This is a genomic window from candidate division WOR-3 bacterium, assembly GCA_016867815.1.
Taxonomy (GTDB): Bacteria; Hydrothermota; Tepidihabitantia; order Tepidihabitantales; family Tepidihabitantaceae; genus UBA2258.
The window spans coordinates 1-19,520 of the sequence record VGIR01000058.1; the positions used below are offsets into that span (position 1 = coordinate 1).

Sequence of the window (19,520 nt, forward strand, 5' to 3'; positions counted from 1 at the left end):
GCATGAGTCAGTGACTCCTTTCATCCGAAGACCAGATTGTCAGGGGAAACCGCACTAACTATTAGACGTTGTCAGACACCGAAGGATGCGTCAAAAGGCACGAATCAGCTGGTTTTTAGACAAGCTCCACTTCCCCATTTTCAGCATGAAGCGTGTCAAGAGTAGTTGGTTTGGGGCCACGTTGGCTCTAGTCTCCTGATTCTCCTCAGACAGCTCGGTATGGTAGGCCAGTGAACACACTCGCTAGCGGTGAGCAGAAGCCGGGCTACTACAACCTGACCTAGAACCGGCAGGACGCCAATGGGCGCTCTTGTGCTTGTGGCATCTACTTCTGTACTCTCGCCGCCGCGGGAATCGAGGAGGCGGTCTCGGGCATCCGACATTTGACAGTTGCCGCTTTCGCACTATCCTACACGCGCAATGCCTAGGAAAGCCAGACGCACCCCGCCAAACGCACCTCGCCGGAAAGTGAGAGCGGTGGCGGTCAAGGACAAGCCGCATAGCGACGAGGCAGCTACGACGACTACCCGGCCGAAGTCAGAAGCCAGAAACCGGAGGCCAGAGGCGAGAGGGCCGGGCGAAGTCAGGAGCCGGAAGCCAAAAGCCAAAGGCCAAAACCAGGACACCAGGGTCAGGGCGAAGGCAGAAGGCAGAAGTCAGAAGGCAGAGGTCAGAAGTGCAGACGCGAGGAAGCCAGGGACGGGCCGAGACCTTCTGATTGTTGAGTCGCCGACCAAGGCGCGGACGATCGGCAGGCTGCTCGCCGGGAAGATGCACGTGCTCTCTTCCCGGGGACACATAGCCGACCTGCCCAAGTCCCGTCTCGGCGTGGATGTGGGGCACGAGTTTGCGCCGGAGTACATCCGCATCCGGGGCAAGGCGCCGGTCATCAATGAGCTCAAGGCGGCAGCCCGGACGGCAAAGTCGATCTTCATAGCGACTGACCCGGACCGCGAAGGCGAGGCGATCGCCTATTCGGTGGCGTTTGAGATTGGAGGGACCGGAGACGGGCGACCGGAGACCGGCGTACCTGTCAAGCGGGTGCTGATTTTCGAGATTACGCCCAAGGGCCTGAAAGAGGCCATGGCCGCGCCGGGCGAGATCGACATGAAGAAGGTCGATTCGCACCGGGCGCGGCGCGTGCTCGACCGGCTGGTCGGCTACCAGGTGTCCCCGCTGCTCTGGAAGATCGTGCGCGGCGGGTTGTCCGCGGGCAGGGTGCAGACCGTGGCCCTGCGCATGCTCGTCGACCGGGAGCGTGAGATACAGGCGTTCAAGCCCGAGGAGTTCTGGACCATCAAGGCGCTGTTCGAGAAGAACAGCGATAGAGGGATAGAGGGAGTAAGGGAGAGAGTGGCGGAACCGGGCGGGGGAGCGACATTCGAGGCGCAGCTGGCCAAGATCGGGGGCGAGGACTGCAAGATCAGGAGCGCGGCCGAGATGGAGGCGGTGAAGCAGGGCTGCGCCGCGGCCCGGTTCGCGGTGGCGGAGGTGAAGACGCGCGACCGGGCGCGGAGACCGCTGCCGCCTTTCATCACCGCGACGATGCAGCAGGACGCGGTGCAGCGGCTGAGTTTCCCGGCCCGCAAGGCGATGTCGGTGGCGCAGCAGCTCTTCGAGGGTATCGACATGGAGAAGGAGACCGCGGGCCTCATCACCTATCCGCGCACCGATTCGTTCCGCGTCGCCGACACCTTCGTGCGCGATACGCGCCAATTCGTCGCCGACAGCTTCGGCCCGGAGTTCCTGCCGGAGAAGCCGCGGCACTACCCGGACAAGAAGGGAGCGCAGGGCGCACACGAAGCGATCCGGCCCACCCGGATCGAGCGCACGCCGGACTCGGTGAAGCGATTTCTCACCCCGGAGCAGTTCCGGCTCTACGACCTGATCTACCGCCGTTTCCTGGCCAGCCAGATGGCCGACGCGGTCTATTCCCTGGTGGAGGCGCAGATCATAGGAAAGGCCGAACGCCGAACGACGAACGCCGAAGGGCAGAACGCCGGACTGGAGAGTGGAGAGTATCTGTTCAAGGCCGAGGCCCTGAAGTGCAAGTTCAGCGGCTTCGAGCGCATCTACGGCGAACCGGAGAAAGAGAAGACGCTGCCCGCGCTCGCCCCGGCTGAGCCGCTGGCGATGAAAGAGTTCCGGCCCGAGCAGAAGTTCACTCAGCCGCCCGCGCGCTACACCGAGGCGACGCTCATCAAGCGGCTGGAGACGAACTCCATCGGCCGCCCGTCGACCTACGCGACCATCGTTTCGACCCTGTTCGACCGGACCTACGCGGAGCGGCGCGAGGGAAGGTTGTTCCCGACCGAGCTCGGAACCATAGTCTGCGACGTGCTGGTGCCGCGGTTCTCGGACATCTTCGAGCTCGGGTTCACCCGCGAGATGGAGAAGGAGCTCGACCTGGTGGAAGAGGGGGCGGAGAAGTGGCAGGAGGTCATCGGGCGGTTCTACAGACCTTTCAAGCAGGACCTGGACAAGGTTGCCGATGGCGCGGCCGACATCAAGCAGGACCTGAGCCGCGAGCTGGAAGAGAAGTGTCCCGAATGCGGCGCGAACCTGGCCGAACGCTGGGGCCGGTTCGGCAAGTTCATCGCCTGCTCGACCTACCCGCAGTGTAAGTACATTAAGAAAGAGAAGCCGAAGCTGCTCGACGAGAAGTGCCCGCAGTGCGGCAAGCCGCTGGTCGAGCGGTCGGGACGGTTCGGGCCGTTCAAGGCCTGCTCCGGGTATCCCGAGTGCCGGTACATCAAGAAGGAAGAGCCCGGCCCGGATCTGAAGCCGGGCGAGCCGTGTCCGCGGTGCGGCAAGCCTCTGGCCGAGAAGCGCGGCCGGTTCGGAGTGTTCGTGGCCTGCACCGGGTATCCTGACTGCAGGTTCATGGTCCGCGGCAAACGGCCGGAGCCGAAGGTCCTGGAGGAGAAGTGCCCGCAGTGCGGTAAGAACCTGGTCGAGCGCAAGGGCAGGTTCGGACCCTTCATTGCCTGTCCCGGGTATCCGAAGTGCAAGTACATCAAGAAGGAGAAGGGGAAAGGGGAAATGAACAAGGCAGTGCAGACGGAAGAAGCATGAAGGCGGCGCGGAATGGGTCGTACTGGCAGCTTCGGTTGATGCCGGGCGAGGAGATTGTCGAGACGATAGCCGGTTTTGTTTGCAGCCACCGCATCAAGTCCGGGTTCCTGACGGGAATCGGCGCGGCTGAGGATATCGTCCTGGGCTGTTTCGACCCCAAGACCAAGGTCTATCACAAACGGACGTTCAAGGGCGACAATGAGGTCGCCGCCATCGTCGGCAATGTGGCATGGGTGGGCAAGAACCCGGTCTGCCACATTCACGCCGTAATCAGCCGCCCCAATCTCACGACCTATGCCGGCCACCTCTTTTCCGGGACGGTGACGGTCACGTTGGAGGTGGCTCTGGTCCCCGGAACCCGCCGTCTTGCCCGCAAACCGGACCCGCTTTCCGGCCTGAACCTGCTCACCCTGCCGTAGCGGACAGGACGCCGGGGTTCAAGGGGTCTGGGTTTCAGGTTCCGGACATCCGATCGTGGTACGTCCGTCGAAATCCGAGTCATCCGTGTTCACCAGTGTCCATCAGTGGTTGCTTTGTGCCGAGTCCGGAATTCCGAATTCTGGTATCTGCATTCTGGTTTCTGGATTCTCCCCGCCCTTGTGATTCCCCCGCCTGAATTGACTTCAGCGGGCTTATTGATACACTGCAGAGCTGGTAGTGCGGCCATGCAGTTGCCGACAACTGCCGGCCGTGGAGGCCGAATCCTTAAGGAGGAATCTGATGGCGCTGATAGACGATGTTAAGAACATCATAGTCGAGCAGTTGCACGTGACGCCGGAGAAAGTCACCGACACGGCTAACTTCGTTGACGACCTGGGCGCGGACTCGCTCGACATCGTCGAGCTGGTCATGGCGTTCGAGGAGAAGTTCGGAGTCGAGATACCGGACGAGGACTCACAACAGCTGGTGACCGTCGGCAAGGCTGCCGAGTACCTGCAGAAGAAACTGGCCGAAAAGAAGTAGCCGCGACCCCAACCCAACCGCCGATGAGCACCCAGAGCGGTCGACGACGGGTAGTTGTTACCGGGATGGGCGTGGTCACGCCCGTCGGCAACGACGTACCGACATTCTGGCAAAGCATCCTCGCCGGTAAGAGCGGAGCGGCCCGGCTCGCGTCCTTTGACACCGCCGACCTCGAGGTGCAGATCGGGGCCGAGGTCAAGGGGTTCGACGCCACCCAGCGCCTGGACCCGAAGCTGGTGAAGCGGACCGACCGGTTCGCCCAGTTCGCGCTCTGGGCAGCGGACGAGGCGGTCCGCGATGCGAAGATCGACTTCGAGCAAGAAGACCGGAGCCGGGTCGGAGTTGTCACCGGCAGCGGCATGGGCGGCATCCAAGTCTGGGAGACCCAGTTTGCCCAATTCCTGCAGAAAGGCCCGCGGCGCGTGTCGCCGCTGCTCGTGCCGATGATGATTCCCGACATGGCCTGTGGCCAGATCGCGATCGCCTACGGTCTGCGCGGCCCGAATTACGACACAACGTCCGCCTGCGCGTCGGCCGCGCATGCTACCGGCTGTGCCTTCCGTCACATCATGCACGGCGACGCCGACATGATGGTCGCTGGCGGCAGCGAGGCCGCGATTACCCGGTTCACCATCGCAGGCTTCAGCAACATGGGTGCGCTCTCCAAGCGAAACTCGGAGCCGGAGCTTGCCTCCCGGCCGTACGATCGGGACCGCGACGGGTTCGTGATGGGCGAGGGCGGAGGTATCTTCGTACTCGAAGAACTGGAACACGCCCGCCGGCGCGGAGCGCCGATCCACTGCGAACTGGCCGGGTTCGGCGCGACCGCCGACGCCTACCACATTACCGCGCCGGACCCGGATGCGCTGGGCGCGGTCGCCGTGATGCGCGAGGCGCTCGCCGACGCGGGACTGCGGCCCGAGGATATCGACTACGTCAACGGCCACGGCACTTCGACGCCGCTCAACGACGCCTCTGAAGTCAAGGCGATTCTCGAGGTGTTCGGCGCCCACGCGGCCAAGCTCGCGGTCAATTCGACCAAGTCGATGATCGGACACGGCCTCGGTGCGGCCGGGGCGATGGAGCTGGCGGCGATGGTCCTGCAGGTGAAGAACCAGCGCGTCCACCCCACCGTCAACCATACGGCCCCGGACGACGGCGTGGGACTCGACTTCGTCAAGGGCGAGGCGCGGGACTGCTCAATCCGGGCCGCCCTGTCCAATTCGTTCGGGTTCGGCGGACACAACGCCTGCCTGCTCGTGAAGGCCTGGCAGTGAACATAGCGGTCTGTATCAAGCAGGTCCCGTCCACGGAGACCAAGATACGGGTCAACACCTCGACCGGCTTCGTGGATACCACCGAGATCGAGTGGGTCGTCAATCCCTTCGACGAGTACGCGATGGAGACGGCCTTGCGCACCAAAGAGAAAGCCGGCTCCGGTACCATCACCGCCATCGCGCTTGGCCCGGAGCGGGTGAAGACCGCGCTCCGGACGGCGCTGGCGATGGGGGCGGACAGCGCCCTGCAGCTCACCGCGCCGGAGTTCGGCGGCCTCGACGCCCTGGCTGTGGGACGTCTCCTGGCCGCGGCCGTGAAGCGCCAGCCATTTGACCTCGTCCTTTGCGGCAAGCAGGCGGTGGACGACGACCTCGCCGCCGTGCCACCGGCAGTCGCCCACTTCCTCCAGATTCCGCACGTCTCGGTGGTCGCCGAGGTGATCGCGGACCCCGTCGCCGGCACCATCGTTGCCCGGCGCGAGATCGAGGGCGCGACCGAGGTGGTCAATGCCTCGCTTCCCTGTCTCCTGACGCTGCAGAAGGGCGCGTACGAACCGCGCTACCCGACCCTGAAGGGAATGATGGCGGCAAAGAAGAAAGAGATACCGGTGCTGGGCCCAACCGAGCTGGGGATCGATCCAGCCGTGCTCACCCGGCGCATCGAGCCCATCGAAGACCGCCTGCCGCCCGGCCGCAAGCCGGGACGAGTGCTCGAAGGCACGCCCGAGGAAGTCGTGCCCGAACTGGTGAGGTTGCTGCACGAAGAAGCGAAGGTCCTCTAACTGGAGATAACCCTCAATGTTTGACAGGAAGCTCTCGCAGGAACGGCTGCTCGTGGGAATCGGCGGCAACATGGGCTCCGGCAAGTCGACCGTCGCCAGCGAACTTAGGCGATACGGCGCGAAGATCATCGACGCGGACGAGATGGGCTGGTCGGTACTCGCCAAGGGCACCGCTGAGTACCACCAACTCGTCAAGACGTTCGGCCGCGGCATCCTGACTAAGACCGGTAACATCGACCGCCGCGCTCTCGGCAAGCTGTCCTTTGCCAGCAAGGCAAGCCTGGCCAAGCTGAACGCAATCGTCCACCCGGCTCTGCTCGACCGGGTCCGCAAGGAGATCGACCGGAACCGCAAGGGCCTGGTCGTGGTCGACGCGGCGCTCCTCTTCGTCTGGGGCATGGACAAGGAAGTTGACGTCGCCATCCTGGTGACTGCCGCCGACCGCCTGAAGATCAAGCGGCAGGTAGACGCCGGCATGAAGGAAGAAGACGTCGTCGCGCGCCTCAAACTCCAGCCGCCCGATGCGAAGATCTGGCGCCGTGCCGACTTCGTGCTCGAGAACAAAGGCTCGTTCGCAGAACTCCGGCGCAAGTGCCGCGCGCTCTGGAACTTCTTCTACAGCGCGAAGTTCCAGGCGTTCAAAGTGGCGCGCGAGCGCTAGCGGCCGGCGAGAGCCCGCCCGCCGGCGGCCATGAAACTCAGCCAGGTTCCCCTGAAAGATATCGAGTGCGCCGGCCCGGTGATGCGGGCGAGCACGCCATACATACTCGAATACGACGAAGTCTCCTCGCTGGCCAAGGACCTCTTCGAAACCTATCGCGCCAAGATCAACCCGGCCGCAACCGGGCTGGGCCCGCGACAGCGGGAGTCGAATGCCGAGAGCTACGCCCTGCTGGGCAGCGAAGGCGAGCTGGGGCGTGTCCACGTGGTCTACGACCTCGACGAAACCCGGCTGGCTATCGAGCTCAACGAGGACGAGGCCGACAAGTTCTACCGACTGATGCGCGACCAGCGCATCGTCACTCCGGACCTCGGGCTCATCCGGCGGGTGATGTCGGGAAACATGGCCGAGACCGTCGCCGCCGCGCTCTGGCAGATCGGGGCAATCAAGGTCACGCTCGGCGACCTGCGACCGCTGTTCAAGGTCGACGAGGGACGGAACTACAGCCCCATATACATCGACGTCAAGGGGCTCGCGAGCTACCCGGCCGTTAACGACTTCGTGCTGTCGTCGGCAGCGCTGCTGGTGCGCAACCTCGAGTTCGACGTCGTCTGCGGCATCGAGTCCGGGTCGATCGCCATCGCCGCGGTGCTGGCCCAGAAGCTCTCGAAGCCGATGTTCTACGCCCGCCGCGTGCGTCGCTATCCTGAGGCCAGTCCGTTTGAAGGCATCAGGAGCCACGAGCTCTTCCGCAAGCGGGTGCTGCTCGTGGACGACACGCTGGTCCACGGCTGGACCAAGACCCGCGTCATCCGGGAAATCCGGGAGTGGGGCGGCCGGGTCGAGGCCTGCTTCGTCATTTTCGACCGGCAGCAGCAGGGCAGCTCGGACCTCGAGCAGGCCGGCGTGAAACTCGACTCGCTCACCAACCGCGACGCGGCTCTCTCCGCCAAGATACCGCGCGAGATCAGCTTCCTGACCGACGAGGAGTACGCCGAGGTGACGCGCTACTTCGCGGACCCGGGCGCGTGGCATACGACGCGCGGTCTCTCCTTCCACGAACCCTCGCCGCTCGACTGACGCGGCCGGACGGGTAGTTGCCGGCCCGGCGCGTGTTTCCGCTGCGCCGCCCGCCTTGACAGCGCGCCGCCGCCAGCCCATTATGTAGCAGAGGAAACCGTGCCGGTCATGACCCAGGAAATCGAAGCGCCTACCTGTGGAGGGAACCATGTTCTGGAACTACAACTGTCCTGAATGCGGCAAGCCGACATCGGTCGACTGGTCGCGGCGCGAAGGCGAAGCGCTCTGCCGTCGCTGCGCCAAGACCCACTACCCGCCGACGCCGCACGAAGACCACTACGCCTATGTGGACGAACTGAAATGGCCGCCGGAACTGGAGGCAGCGGTGCTGACAATCCGCGGCGCAGTCTGCGCTGTGCCGGGCTGCTACGGAGAACACACGACGCTGGTGTTCCGCAAGCCGGTTACGGACGGCGGCCAGACCTCGGTAGACAACCTCACGCCGGTATGCGCGCGGCACGCTGTTTCGAAAGGCAGCCGGGCCTGGGACGAGTGGATTGTCGAGGCCCGCGAGGAGCTGGCTGCCCAGAAGAAGGCAACGCCCACGTTTGAAGTCACGATTACCAAGCATGACCCGAAGCCGGAAGTGGCGGTAGTCGAGGCCGTTGCCCCGGCCGGGGCGATGCTGCCCCTCGCCGCCATGCGGATGCCGCGCCCGGCCAAGACGGCAGGCCCCGGCATGCCCCTGACCGAGATCAGGCTGGCGGTGCCGTTCCTGCGCGGGCCGACCGGCAAGATAGCGTTCAGCTACGACTGGGAGATGAAGAAGAGCGGCAAGTGCCAGGTCTTTCTCCTGGCCTGGCCGCGCGGCGACGAACCGGATATCTCACTCGTCGGCAGTCCCAAGTACCACGGGGCGCAAATGACGAAGGACCACCTCGGCGTCACGGATGAGAAGGGCAGCAACGAGATAGAACTGAGACTACCCGACGCGCCGGGCGGCCGCTGGACCGCAGCCGTGGCGGTGCTTGACTCCGGCTGCGACTTCCAGTTCACCGAGTTCGCGCTGGCGGCGACGAGATAGGGCGGGAGAATCTCAGGCTGCGAGGATTCTAGGGGTCCAGTGCACGGACACGGGAATCCTTGATTCCCTGACCCCTTGAACCCTGGGCGGCAAACAACGCCCGGACCTCGGCGCTGATGTTCTCCGCCGGCACTTCGCTCTGACTGCCGGTCTCCAGGTCTTTCAGCGAGTAGATTCCCTTGGCTAATTCGTCCGGCCCGATGACGATGCAGCAGGCAGCCGCGGCCGCATCGGCCGACTTGAACTGCCCCTTGACCTTGCGGGCGTCGTAGTCGACCTGGGCGGCGATGCCGTCCGACCGCAGACGGTCGGCAAGCTGCTCCGCGGCCGCGATCTCGGTCTCGGTCAGCCAGACGACGAAAGCCAGCCTGCGGCGCGCCGGGGCCGGAGTGGCCGGCGAGACGAGCATCGTACGCTCCAACCCGATGGCCACGCCCACGCCCGGCGTTGGCGGTCCGCCGAACTCCTCGACCAGGTAGTCGTAGCGCCCGCCGCCGCCCAGGCTGTCCTGCGCGCCGAGCGACGCCGAGATGTACTCGAAGACGGTCCGGCTGTAGTAGTCGAGGCCGCGCACGAGCCGATCGTTCGTTTCGTAACTCAGGCCGCGCCGAGTCAGGTCGGCCTGGACCTGCTCGAAGTGGGTCTGGCATGCCGGGCAGAGGTACTGCCGCGGCGTGGGCGCATCCTTGACCGTCTGCCGGCAGGTCTCGACCTTACAGTCGAAGACGCGCAGCGGGTTGCGGTCGATGCGCAGCTTGCAGTCGTCGCAGAGCAAGTCCTGGCGCTCGAGCAGGTACCGGCGGAGCGCGTCGCGGTGCGTCGGGCGGCACTCACGGCAGCCGATGGAGTTCACCTGCGTCGTGCAGTCGCGGATGCCCAGCCGGGCGAAGAAGATGTTGCCGAAAGCGATGATCTCGGCGTCGGTCAGCGGACTGGCCTCGCCCAGCGCCTCGATGCCTACCTGGCCGAACTCCCGGAAACGACCCTTCTGCGGGCGACCGTAGCGGAAGCACGGGCCGACGTAGTAGAGCCGATAAGGCAGTCGCAGCCGGTTCTCGAGAACCGCACGCACCACGCCCGGCGTACCCTCGGCCCGCAATGTCAGGTCTCTGCCGCCACGGTCCCGGAACGTATAGTTTTCCTTGGTGACGATGTCCGAGGTGGTGCCGGATGACTTCTCAAACACGGCGGCGTGCTCGAAAGTCGGCGTGATTATCTCGCGGTAGCCGTAGGTCTCGGCCATCCGCCGGAACGTCTCCTCGACCTGGCGCCGGCGCTCCGAATCCGGCGGCACGAAATCCTGCGTGCCTTTGGGGCGTGATTGCTTCAGGCCAGACATAGCCTCAGGCCCAGGCTTGAATGAAGAAGCACGAATTCCGAGTGAGACTCGAAGGGAGGGCAATCACGAGTGGCAGCACTCGGCCTTCGGACTTCGAGTTTCTCTCACTTCGCGAGCCGGGTAGATAGCTCGAATGCCGCCAGGCCGAGGAAGATGCCGGAGATGTTGGCCAGCAGGTCGACCATGTCGAACTGACGGCCGGGGATGCGCCGCTGGAGAAATTCGAGGCCGACGGCCACCGGTCCGGTCACGAGCAGAGAAATCCACGGTGCTGCTGCCTGGGCTGCTATGCCCATCACGGTGAAGAGCGACGTGTGTATCACCTTGTCGTACCCGCCTTCGACCAGCTGCGGGCCACGCCGAAAGGGAAAGGTCAGCGTGAAACAGGTGAGCGCAGTCCAGCACACCAGGAACGTCCAAGCCCGGACTCCCCGCCGCTTGTACATCGGTCCGTTACCTGGCCTCGCCGCGGATGATCTCCTTCACGCGCATCAACCGCGTCTGGTCGCCGCGCTCGGCCTCGGCCAGCTTCAGGTTGATGAACTTCACCGTCTCCTCGATGTTCGGTATCAGCACGTACTCGAGCGCATTGACGCGGCGGCGGGTCCGCTCCATCTCCTCGGCCAGCAGTTCCAGGCTCTTCTCTTTCTCAGCCAGGATCAGCAGCGGACCAAGCAGTTCATCAAAGTCCTCCAGCGCGAAGTCCATCTCACCGGAGGTGGTGGCGAAGCCGTAGCAGCGCGTCTTGCCGGAAATCTCTTTGTGGAACACCGGAACCTTCACGTTCATGATGTTCTTGGTCGTCACCGACACCGACACCTTCTTGGAAGGCAACATCACCGCCTCGTCCAGTGCCTCAGTGCCGAAGGACGCGCGGGCGATGGCGAACCGGCCGAGGATCCTCGCCATCCCGCTCTCGACCTTCTGCCGGTGGGTGCGGATCTCCGCCACCAGGGCGAGGATGATGCGCATCAGCTCTTCCTGCTTGTCCTTCAGCAGCTTGTGGCCGCGCCGGGCCACGGCCAGCCGCTTCTTCAAGCGGAGGAGCTGCATCCGGGTAGCGCCGACAGCGAGTCTCATGGAGGCGTGATTCTATTCCCCGTGCTTGAGGAAGTCAAGGAAGGCCCGTCCGGTAGCCCATCGCGCCAGCCCCAGGTGGGGTGGGAGGAGACAGGGACCGGTGATCCGGGGAGAGGGTTTGCCGCGCTCACGGCGCGGAGATCACCCGCCTCAGGTTGACGGCGGAGTCTGCTCGGAGGGGAACTCGTCCTGGGGCTGTGATCTGGGGGAGCGACCGGCGTAGGAGAGGTAGAGGACGAACGCGGCAACGACCGCCACTACCAACACCCATATCGTACCTGACTTGTTCTTCATAGGCAGTGTAAGATTCTAGGACGAGCTGTACATTCTGTCAACCAGGCGGCAGCGTGGCCGAGCCGGGCGTAGCCGGCAAGAGGACGGGGACGGTTCGCCACAGAGGGCACCAAGGTACGAAGAGAGCCAGCCGAGGGCGGACCTTGATAGACAAAGATGTGGCTCCGGACGGCCTCAGGTGCAGCTGCGAGCTAGCGCGGTTCGAAGAACGCCTTGCCCCGGAATTCCACCTGCTTGATTCGGCGGCTGCGCAGCAGGCGATGCAGGGCCGCTTCGATCTCGCGCGGCGCGACACCCAGCGAGCAGACCAGGTCCAGTTGCGTTACCGGCCGACCCTGAACCGTCGCGAGAATCGCCTCGTCCGGCCGGTCTGAGACTTGGGACTTTCGACTCTGGACTTTCGACTTCGTCTCTCCTATGACGTCCGTGTTCGGGCCAAACAGGCACTGGATCTGTTCGAGGTCGTCAGATGACATCGGCCTCGCGGACTTCTCGGCGGGCGGCCGCACGACCGTGTTGAGCTGGACCCGGTCCGGCTTTATCTCCCACGCCGCCTTGCGCAGGGCCACGACGTGCTCGACCGAGTCGTTGACGTCTTTCACGAGCATTATCTCCAGCCAGATCTTGCCGCGATAGCCGCGGCGGAAGAGCTTCAGCCCCTCGATGATGTCCGCTATCTTCAGGTCGCGGTGGTTGCGGTCGACCCGGGCGAAGTTGCGCTGGTCGGCGGCGTCGAGCGAAGGCACCACCAGGTCGGCGGCATAGAGGTCGCGCCGGACCTGCGGGTCGGTGAGCAGGGTCGAGTTGGTGATGACCGCGACGGGAATGGCGAACTCACGCTTGAGCCGGCGGATGATGCGGCCGATGTCTCGGTTGAGGGTGGGTTCGCCTTCGCCCGAAAACGTGAGAAAAGAGACGGGCTCGCGGGTTCCCGGGTCCCGGGGTTCTGGTTTCCGAGCCCGAACCCCTGAACCCCCGATCCCTTGACCACTTTCCCGGATGGCGGTGCGGACGGCGGAGAGGATGTCGTTGATTGGGAAGAAGGAGCGGCGGTCGTACGTTTTCCTGGGGGTCTTGCCGCACTGGCAGTAGACGCAGTCGAGGGTGCAGGTCTTGAACGGGATGATGTTGATGCCGAGCGAGAGGCCGAGGCGGCGGCTCGGAACAGGACCGTAGACGAAGCTGTGTTCCACGGGGGAATTCCTAATACCTGATTCCCAATGACCAACGAATCCACATTGGCTGAATGCGGAAACCCGCCTGCAGTTGGTCATTCACTAGGAATTGGCAATTGGTCATTCGGGTTTCCCGGCCAGGAGGCCGGGCAAGTGCGCTTTGAGGTAGTCCAGGCCCTGCTCGGTGCTCGAGAATACGCCTTCGAGCTGCAAGTCCTCCAGTTCCTGCAGGATGACTTTGAAGACCGGGCCGGGCTTGAGGCCGAGCGCAATCAGCTCGTTGCCGGTGACGAAGCGCTTCACTTTCAGCTTCGCGGCTTCGGCACGGCGCTGGTCGATCATGCGCGCGATTGTGTCTTCCAGGTGCCCGGTGCGGCCGGCAGTGGCCCAGCCGTCGGCAAAGCAGAGGATCATCATGCCGAACGCGTCTTCGCCCAGGTCGCGGAAGAACCGGCGCACGGCCCTGTCGGTCAGGTCCGGGGCGGTGGCGAGCAGGTGCAGCCGCATGTGCTCGGCCACCAGGGTCGAGAGCATGGCGGTCTGGGCGCGGGAGAGGCGGAGCCGGTCGCGCCCGATTCTGGCGGCAGCGCGAGCTCCCAGGCTGTCGTGACCGTAGAAATGGGTTTCGCCCTGGACGTTGATGAAACGGGTTTCCGGTTTGGCCGTATCGTGGAGCAGGCCGGCGAGTTTGAGGAGGGCGCGGCGGTAGGGAAGGGACGAGGGAGGAGAGTGGAGGGAGGAGTCAGGAGCGGGAGTCGGGAGTGGAGAGTCGGGAGTTGAAGGAGCGGACGCGGGAACATGGGGACGCTGGGACACGGTGTCCGCCGGAGTGTCCGACTTCTGACTTCCGACATCTGACTTCTCGCCACCGACTTCGGCCGGTGCTTCGGAGACTCCCCATTTGTCGAAGTACGCGGTCCACTCCAGGTCGAAGCGATGGAAGTAGGAGTCGTCGGTGACGATTTCCTCGATCTTGTAGTAGGTCCGCAGCGAGTGCTCGCGCAGGTCCTCGTCAGCGAGCAGCGGTACGAGCTCGGGGAGGATGTCCTGCAGCCGGCCGAGGTCGAAGAGCTTGCGCATGTAGGTGTAGGAGCCGGGGCACTCCATTATCCGGAGCAGTTCCGCGCCGATGCGCTCGGGCGCGGTATTCTTGAGCGTGACCAGGCGGCCGAGGTCGAATACCGATTCATCGATGCGGAAGTCGAGTTCGAGGGCGATGCGGATGGCGCGGAGCAGGCGGAGCGGGTCGAGTTTGAGCGAGTCCGGGGTGACGGGCCGGAGCAGGCGCTCGGTGATGTCTCTGCGGCCGGCGACGATATCCAGGATGTCGCCGACGCCGTCCGGCAGGATTTCCACGGCCAGGGCGTTGGCAGTGAAGTCACGGCGACGGATGTCATCCTCGAATCTCTTGTTCCCGAAGCCGTTGAAGTCGAAGGTCAGGTCTCGGTAGTAGACGACCCGGGCTTCGTCGTCCGGCTCCGAGAGGACCACCAGGCTGCCGTGAACCTTGCGGGCAAAGGCGGAGGCGAACTCGAGACCCGACCCCGACACCGCGAAGTCAAAGTCGGTCGGCTCGCGGCCAAGCAGGATATCCCGAATCGTGCCGCCGACGAGGAACAGTCTCCGCGCGCCTTTGAGTTCGAGCAGGCGTTCGTACGGCCGGCCAAGGGCGCGCAGCGTCCGTTCAATCACTTCTTGCACGTTGAGGCTGAGGATAGCGTCGGGCGAGGCGGGCGTCAAATGACGGACGCTCCGCGCGGGAACGCGGAGCGCCCGGTCTCAGGCCAGAAGTTCTAGCGAGAGGTAACCGTGAACTTCGCCACCCGGCTGGCCCCGGAGGCTGAGAACGTGACGTAGTAGGCGCCCGCAGTCAGCCTGCGGCCGCGACCATCGAGCAGGGGCCAGGCAATCGTCTGGTTCGCGCCGGCAGATACGGCCAGGCGCGCGACGACCCGGCCGCCGCGGTCGAGGATGCGGACGCGGGCGGCAGACCGCGGGTTGTCGATGCGCAGGACGAGGTGGCTGGATACGACCGTCTGTTCCAGCCGGAACGAGGCCGGAACCCGGCGGCCTTCGGTTTCCGCTACCCCCGCGCCGTCAGAGGTGAGCACGGTTACCGTGTTCGGTCCGCCTGTTGTCGCGCCCTGGTGACCGGCGAGGTACAATTTGACCTGGCCTACGCCAGGATCGGGTGCGGTCCAAGTGAAGGTTCCCGACGCCTGGCCCGCGGTCGTGAAGTGGACGCCGTTGGTCTCGCCGCTGACGCTGTATACCGCGGTATTGGTACCAGCGGTGATTGCGCCCGCATTGGTCGGACCGGAACCGGCTCGGACCGAGGCATTGAAGTTGTCGATTGACGAACCGCCGTTATGCGCGACGGTGATGACGTAGGCTTGGCCCGGCGTGTAGCTGGTGGGGAATCCGCCGACCGTGATGGTGCCGCCCGTTGAACCGTGGCAGAAACCGGCACAGGTGCCGGTGGTTCCCGGCGCGCCGGAGTAGCCGGTGAACGACGCCGACGCAAGGCAGAGAGATGCGGCGGCGAAGAGGGCAAGGACCGTGTTCAGTCTCATACGTACGCCTCCTTAAACGCTGTCATCTAGTACCGGTGCAGCCCCCACTTGAGGAGGTTGATGCCGATAAACGTGAACATCATTATAGCGAAGGCAAGGCCAAAGCAAATCCCGGAGGTGGCCCGGGACGGGCGGCGGCCGCCGAGATGGACGTAGAGCATCATCACCGTCCAGGTCAGAAGCGCCCAGGACTCTTTCGGGTCCCAGTTCCAGTACGTGCCCCAGGAGCTGTCGGCCCACATGGCGCCGGTCAGGATGCCGGCGCCGAGCAGCACCAACCCGGCCAGCGCCAGCCGGTGCGGCAGTGTCGGGTTCAGGTCGAGCGTGCGGTCGAAAAGGTGGGCAATGCACCAGGCGAGGCCGGCCGTGAAGCAACCATAGCCACCGAAGGCCACAATGATATGGAACGCGAACCATGGGCTGTTGAGGATCGGGTTCATTCCGCCGCCCGGATGGAATCCGAACGGCATCAACGCCCCGACCAGCAGCACCGCGCTTATGGCGTCGGCTCCAAGCTTGGCCGAGTGTTGCCGGGTCGCGAGATAGACGATAAGGCCTGTCACTTGGACGGCCAGCGCGAACAGGGCCATCGACTCGAACCGCGACGCGAACGGCAGGAAGCCTACGGAGATAGTGCGCGCCACCGTGAAGGCGAGCTGCAGACACAGCCCGACGGCCGAGGCGACCACGCTCGCTACGGACAGCCGCCCAGGCTGCGGCCTGCCCCGCGCGATTCCGGCCGCAACCGCGGCAGAGGTGTAGCCGGCAAGAGCGACGTAGAGCGGGACCGGGCCACTCACTGCTTCTCCCTTCGGAACAGCGGCGGCAGGAGCCCGAGCAGCACGAGTCCGAATCCGATGAAGACGAGAGAACGGTACCGGACGTCGTTCAGGACGAGAATCGCGCCGGGGTTGGCGGCGAATGTCGCGGACATGAGCTTCAGTACCTGGCCCCGGACCTCGGCGCTCTCTCCGATACCGAGCCAGCGCTGCTCGTTGTCGAGCATCAGCCCGACGCGCCCGGCCTCAGCGTCGTAGCCGAAGCTCCAGAGGTGGATGCCGGGTGAGGGTTCGGTGACCTGGTTATGCAGCAACAGGTACTCGGTTTCACCGAGCGCGATCTCGTACTCGTGGAGGAATCCCGGGGCCGCGATCTGCGAGAGGAGCACCTGTCTGCCGGCCAGGCCGAGCGGGTGGTTGTGGGTCACGGGCACGGATCTTCCTTCCGCAGCCGTGACCCAGGCGACGGGAGCGGGCCGGAACGCCTTGGCGCCGATCGATGTCAGTGAGTCCAGAGCAAGTGGTTCCGGCAGGTCCTCGACCCGGCGCAGGCTGCGGCTCAGGGCGAAGTTGCTTGCCCCGGCGCCCTGTTCGAGGAAGAGGTAGCCGCTGTGAGCACTCCTCTGGTTGACGGCGACGCCGAGCAGCGCTATCACGAGACCAGCGTGCTTGATAACGCTCGGCCAGGCACGGCGCGATACGGCGATGGCCGCCGCCAACAGACTGCCGAGGGCCACGATACCGGTCCCGATCAGAAACAGGGGTGACCCGACCAGCTTCTGCACCGGCTCGGGCCCGAACAGGCTGCCCATGGCGGCGGCTAAAACCAGCGCCGAGGCGAGCAATGGCCCGCCCCGACGCAAGAGATGAACCGGCAAGCCTACTTCAATACCAGCTTGCGCACCAGCCGCTCTCCGCTGCTCTGGAGAACGACCAGATAGGTGCCGGCGGCCAGCCGCCTGCCCTCGCGGTCAAGCGGACGCCAGTCAATCGGTTGTCCAGATTTCGGCACGCCGATCCTCGCCACCAGCCTGCCGCCCCGGTCTACGACTCGCAGCGACGCGCGAGAACCTGCCGGTAGCGAGAACTGGATGCCGACCAGACCGGAAGCAACCGTCGGCTCCAACCTCAGCGCCAGGCCCAAATGACGCTGCGTCTCCTCGCTGACCCCGGTCATCGGCGACGAGGTCAGAATGACGGTCGTGTTGGGACCGTTCTTGCCACCCTGGATCCCGGCCATATAGAGTTTCACGTCGCCGACCGCCGTGTCAGGCGCCTGCCAGGAGAACGTGCACGAGTCCCTGTTGCTGCTCGACAGGTGCACGCCATTCGATTCACTGCCGGCGTTGTAGGTTGCGGTCTGGTAGCCGGCAGTGATGGTGCCGGCATTGGTCGAGCCGGTGCCGACACGGACCGAGGCGTTAAAGTTGGAAATCGAACTGCCGCTCTGTTTGAAGACACTGATCACGTAGCTCTGGCCCAGCTCGTAGGCCACGGGGAACCCGACCACCTGGATGGTTCCCGTGCCCGAGCCGTGGCATGAACCAGCGCAGGTCCCACCGGTTCCCGGCGCGCCGGAGTAGCCGGTGTAGCCGGGTTCGGCGACGGCGATGGCGGCGGCCAGTATCAGTCCGGTCGCAAGATGGAGTCTGTTCACAACTACCTCCGTTTGCCGGGCCCGCGACAGAGGCGGACGCGGCGGATTGTGCGCCTCGACCTGGGGAAGGCCTGATTGTAGGCGAAGGCCGGTTCGAGGTCAAGTCCGCGGCGTGACCCTGAAGTGACCCTGATTCCGAGGTTGATTGCCACGAAGATCAGGATGAAACGGACTTGAGTCATGCCGCACCCATCTGTTTCGTGTCTTTCGTGGCGCAATATCGGTTCTGGGGCGTGACCGGGCTTCTTTCCGGGCCGTCGGGTTCGTGGTTTGGACGCTGCCCTGCCGGCGGACACACCCTCCCCCCGTCGATAGTTTTGACGGCGTCAAGTGGCTGACGTACTCACCAGGGTGAGATGAAACAGCGCTGCAGGCAGAGGCGGATACAAGAGGGGACGGCGTGCGTCCGCCCTCCGTGACGGGTTGACGGCCTCCGTCGCGGCGACTCTTGATTTCGCCGGAGGGGGGAGTAGCTTTCAGTCTCAACCGAATAACCGGAGGACTTGTTGAATTTTCAGGTATTTGCCAAGGAGAATTGCGAACTTTGCAGGAAGGCCCAGGACGTGCTGAGCCGGGCCGGCGTCGCACCTGAAGTCAGGTACGTCGAAGGGTCCGCGGCCACACCCGAGAATCTGGCCGACTTTGCATGGTATGACTGGACCGATACACCGCCACTGGTGGTCGCCAGCGACGGGGAGAAGATCCTCGGTCGCTGGGTTGCCGCCGACATCAAGACCGCTTGGCTGCCCGAGGTCAAACGCTGGCTGGCCGAACACCAGCCGGCCTGAACCGAATCCACTTCGCGGCAGCCGAACAGCTAGGAGGTAAGAATGAGCCATGATCACGCCAAGGAAGAAGGCAATCTGGACCCGGTATGCGGGATGACGGTGACTAAGGAAGAGGCGGCATGCAGCTACGACCATAAGGGGAAGACGTATTACTTCTGCGCGGAGAGCTGCAAGGACGATTTTGCCGCCAGCCCGGACAAGTACCTAAGACCGTAGCGCTTATCACAGCGGCGGCGACGCGGTTGCGCCGCCGCTGCCCTTTGCTGGCTGTCTTGCGTGCCGGCCGGCGCGAATGCTCCTTGGGGCCGCTCAAGCTGACCCTGGCCGGTGGCCGACTCGGGTTCCGCGAGCACCGCGGCCAACGGCTGGCGGCCCCGCGGATGAGACTGAGCGGGGAATAGACCGCCAGGCAAGTCCGGAGTCTGAACCGCACGCAACCCCGGCCGCAGTCTCCGCGGCTGTCCGGGCCACAAGCGGCCGGGCTCAGTGGAGAGGAACCCGGACTGCAAACCGGCAGATTGCGTCCCCTGCTCTCCGGCACACAAGCCCCCGAACTCCTGTTCACTCTCCTCCCCGGACAAAGGATGAAGGACTTTCCGGGACTACGTCCGCGACTGTCTGAGGAACGATGTACGATGCAACGATCCGAACGGTGTCCCGAACGACGTGGGGAGTGCAGGGGTCATTTCGTCAGCTTCAAGCCTAACGCCTCAAGCCTCAAGCACATAGGCCCGAAAACCGGCCTCCGCGCAATTACACAACGTTGTAGAATTCCCGGTCAGCAAACAGCAGAACCGGGCCTCCTCCCGGTCGCAGCTTCGGTATGCCTGCGGGCCGGCAGTCGGGTTACGCGCGCTTCTGAATCAGCCGAGCCGCAACTCAGGGATCTCTTGTTGTGTCACCGGAACTTGACATCGCTCTGAAAATGGGGAAGTGGAGCTTGTCTAAAAACCAGCTGATTCGTGCCTTTTGA

19 protein-coding genes are annotated in these 19,520 nt (G+C 64.5%); 10 read left to right on the top strand and 9 right to left on the bottom strand.

From position 1 onward, the window contains the following. The first annotated feature begins 420 nt into the window (after positions 1-420). From topA to FJY68_09500, 8 genes are all read left to right on the top strand, one after another. On the top strand, positions 421-3,075 hold the full coding sequence (gene topA / locus FJY68_09465) for a type I DNA topoisomerase (GenBank protein MBM3332060.1): 2,655 nt from the start codon (positions 421-423) through the stop codon (positions 3,073-3,075). Then, positions 3,072-3,494: a DNA-binding protein gene (locus FJY68_09470; GenBank protein MBM3332061.1), complete on the top strand. Its 423-nt coding sequence runs from the start codon at positions 3,072-3,074 to the stop codon at positions 3,492-3,494. Before topA ends, FJY68_09470 begins: the two co-directional genes overlap by 4 nt. 301 nt (positions 3,495-3,795) lie before the next feature. Then, positions 3,796-4,038 carry an acyl carrier protein gene (locus tag FJY68_09475; GenBank protein MBM3332062.1) on the top strand — a complete coding sequence of 81 codons (243 nt, stop codon included), beginning with the start codon at positions 3,796-3,798 and terminating at the stop codon, positions 4,036-4,038. A 23-nt stretch (positions 4,039-4,061) separates the two neighbouring features. Next, entirely contained in the window at positions 4,062-5,315 is a 1,254-nt protein-coding gene (gene fabF / locus FJY68_09480; protein ID MBM3332063.1) for a beta-ketoacyl-ACP synthase II, read from the top strand. After that, positions 5,234-6,097, top strand: coding sequence for an electron transfer flavoprotein subunit beta/FixA family protein (locus FJY68_09485; GenBank protein MBM3332064.1), 864 nt, complete (start codon positions 5,234-5,236; stop codon positions 6,095-6,097). The genes fabF and FJY68_09485 overlap by 82 nt, the downstream gene beginning before the upstream one ends. 16 nt (positions 6,098-6,113) lie before the next feature. Beyond that, positions 6,114-6,758, top strand: coding sequence for a dephospho-CoA kinase (locus FJY68_09490; protein MBM3332065.1), 645 nt, complete (start codon positions 6,114-6,116; stop codon positions 6,756-6,758). A gap of 30 nt (positions 6,759-6,788) precedes the next feature. Continuing rightward, the gene (locus tag FJY68_09495; GenBank protein ID MBM3332066.1) at positions 6,789-7,838 is read left to right on the top strand and encodes a hypothetical protein; all 1,050 of its coding nucleotides are present in this window, start codon (positions 6,789-6,791) and stop codon (positions 7,836-7,838) included. 148 nt (positions 7,839-7,986) lie between these two features. After that, positions 7,987-8,862: an HNH endonuclease gene (locus tag FJY68_09500; protein ID MBM3332067.1), complete on the top strand. Its 876-nt coding sequence runs from the start codon at positions 7,987-7,989 to the stop codon at positions 8,860-8,862. Positions 8,863-8,890: 28 nt separating this feature from the next. Here the strand turns inward: FJY68_09500 and FJY68_09505 are convergent, their stop codons facing one another. The 9 genes from FJY68_09505 to FJY68_09545 all read right to left on the bottom strand — a co-directional run bounded on the left by FJY68_09505 (position 8,891) and on the right by FJY68_09545 (position 17,759). Further along, positions 8,891-10,201, bottom strand: a complete 1,311-nt coding sequence (locus FJY68_09505) for a histidine--tRNA ligase (protein MBM3332068.1) — start codon at positions 10,199-10,201, stop codon at positions 8,891-8,893. A gap of 104 nt (positions 10,202-10,305) precedes the next feature. Continuing rightward, positions 10,306-10,647, bottom strand: coding sequence for a hypothetical protein (locus FJY68_09510; protein MBM3332069.1), 342 nt, complete (start codon positions 10,645-10,647; stop codon positions 10,306-10,308). Positions 10,648-10,654: 7 nt separating this feature from the next. Further along, positions 10,655-11,281, bottom strand: coding sequence for a V-type ATP synthase subunit D (locus tag FJY68_09515; protein ID MBM3332070.1), 627 nt, complete (start codon positions 11,279-11,281; stop codon positions 10,655-10,657). Positions 11,282-11,766: 485 nt separating this feature from the next. After that, positions 11,767-12,849, bottom strand: a complete 1,083-nt coding sequence (locus FJY68_09520) for a radical SAM protein (GenBank protein ID MBM3332071.1) — start codon at positions 12,847-12,849, stop codon at positions 11,767-11,769. 21 nt (positions 12,850-12,870) lie between these two features. Further along, on the bottom strand, positions 12,871-14,490 hold the full coding sequence (locus FJY68_09525; protein MBM3332072.1) for an HD domain-containing protein: 1,620 nt from the start codon (positions 14,488-14,490) through the stop codon (positions 12,871-12,873). Between the two features lie 53 nt (positions 14,491-14,543). Next, complete coding sequence (locus tag FJY68_09530) at positions 14,544-15,323, bottom strand: hypothetical protein (protein MBM3332073.1); 780 nt, start codon at positions 15,321-15,323, stop codon at positions 14,544-14,546. Positions 15,324-15,349: 26 nt separating this feature from the next. Beyond that, complete coding sequence (locus FJY68_09535; GenBank protein ID MBM3332074.1) at positions 15,350-16,123, bottom strand: hypothetical protein; 774 nt, start codon at positions 16,121-16,123, stop codon at positions 15,350-15,352. Continuing rightward, positions 16,120-16,914 carry a hypothetical protein gene (locus tag FJY68_09540; GenBank protein MBM3332075.1) on the bottom strand — a complete coding sequence of 265 codons (795 nt, stop codon included), beginning with the start codon at positions 16,912-16,914 and terminating at the stop codon, positions 16,120-16,122. Before FJY68_09540 ends, FJY68_09535 begins: the two co-directional genes overlap by 4 nt. Positions 16,915-16,982: 68 nt before the next feature. Further along, positions 16,983-17,759 (bottom strand): hypothetical protein, encoded by a 777-nt coding sequence (locus FJY68_09545; GenBank protein MBM3332076.1) that lies wholly within the window; start codon positions 17,757-17,759, stop codon positions 16,983-16,985. A 503-nt stretch (positions 17,760-18,262) separates the two neighbouring features. Here FJY68_09545 and FJY68_09550 point away from each other — a divergent pair. Together FJY68_09550 and FJY68_09555 are read left to right on the top strand one after the other, a co-directional pair. Next, positions 18,263-18,547, top strand: a complete 285-nt coding sequence (locus tag FJY68_09550; GenBank protein MBM3332077.1) for a glutaredoxin — start codon at positions 18,263-18,265, stop codon at positions 18,545-18,547. Positions 18,548-18,589: 42 nt separating this feature from the next. Beyond that, entirely contained in the window at positions 18,590-18,763 is a 174-nt protein-coding gene (locus FJY68_09555) for a YHS domain-containing protein (GenBank protein MBM3332078.1), read from the top strand. Positions 18,764-19,520 lie beyond the last annotated feature (757 nt).

What these genes read in the sequence shown, in the direction of transcription:
- FJY68_09500 (MBM3332067.1), top strand. Translation starts at nt 7,987, where the DNA reads ATGTTCTGGAACTACAACTGTCCTGAATGCGGCAAGCCGACATCGGTC.
- FJY68_09530 (MBM3332073.1), bottom strand. Translation starts at nt 15,323, where the DNA reads ATGAGACTGAACACGGTCCTTGCCCTCTTCGCCGCCGCATCTCTCTGC.
- FJY68_09470 (MBM3332061.1), top strand. Translation starts at nt 3,072, where the DNA reads ATGAAGGCGGCGCGGAATGGGTCGTACTGGCAGCTTCGGTTGATGCCG.
- FJY68_09475 (MBM3332062.1), top strand. Translation starts at nt 3,796, where the DNA reads ATGGCGCTGATAGACGATGTTAAGAACATCATAGTCGAGCAGTTGCAC.
- FJY68_09520 (MBM3332071.1), bottom strand. Translation starts at nt 12,849, where the DNA reads ATGACCAACTGCAGGCGGGTTTCCGCATTCAGCCAATGTGGATTCGTT.
- FJY68_09510 (MBM3332069.1), bottom strand. Translation starts at nt 10,647, where the DNA reads ATGTACAAGCGGCGGGGAGTCCGGGCTTGGACGTTCCTGGTGTGCTGG.
- FJY68_09490 (MBM3332065.1), top strand. Translation starts at nt 6,114, where the DNA reads ATGTTTGACAGGAAGCTCTCGCAGGAACGGCTGCTCGTGGGAATCGGC.
- FJY68_09515 (MBM3332070.1), bottom strand. Translation starts at nt 11,281, where the DNA reads ATGAGACTCGCTGTCGGCGCTACCCGGATGCAGCTCCTCCGCTTGAAG.
- fabF (MBM3332063.1), top strand. Translation starts at nt 4,062, where the DNA reads ATGAGCACCCAGAGCGGTCGACGACGGGTAGTTGTTACCGGGATGGGC.
- FJY68_09505 (MBM3332068.1), bottom strand. Translation starts at nt 10,201, where the DNA reads ATGTCTGGCCTGAAGCAATCACGCCCCAAAGGCACGCAGGATTTCGTG.
- FJY68_09555 (MBM3332078.1), top strand. Translation starts at nt 18,590, where the DNA reads ATGAGCCATGATCACGCCAAGGAAGAAGGCAATCTGGACCCGGTATGC.
- topA (MBM3332060.1), top strand. Translation starts at nt 421, where the DNA reads ATGCCTAGGAAAGCCAGACGCACCCCGCCAAACGCACCTCGCCGGAAA.
- FJY68_09495 (MBM3332066.1), top strand. Translation starts at nt 6,789, where the DNA reads ATGAAACTCAGCCAGGTTCCCCTGAAAGATATCGAGTGCGCCGGCCCG.
- FJY68_09540 (MBM3332075.1), bottom strand. Translation starts at nt 16,914, where the DNA reads ATGGGCAGCCTGTTCGGGCCCGAGCCGGTGCAGAAGCTGGTCGGGTCA.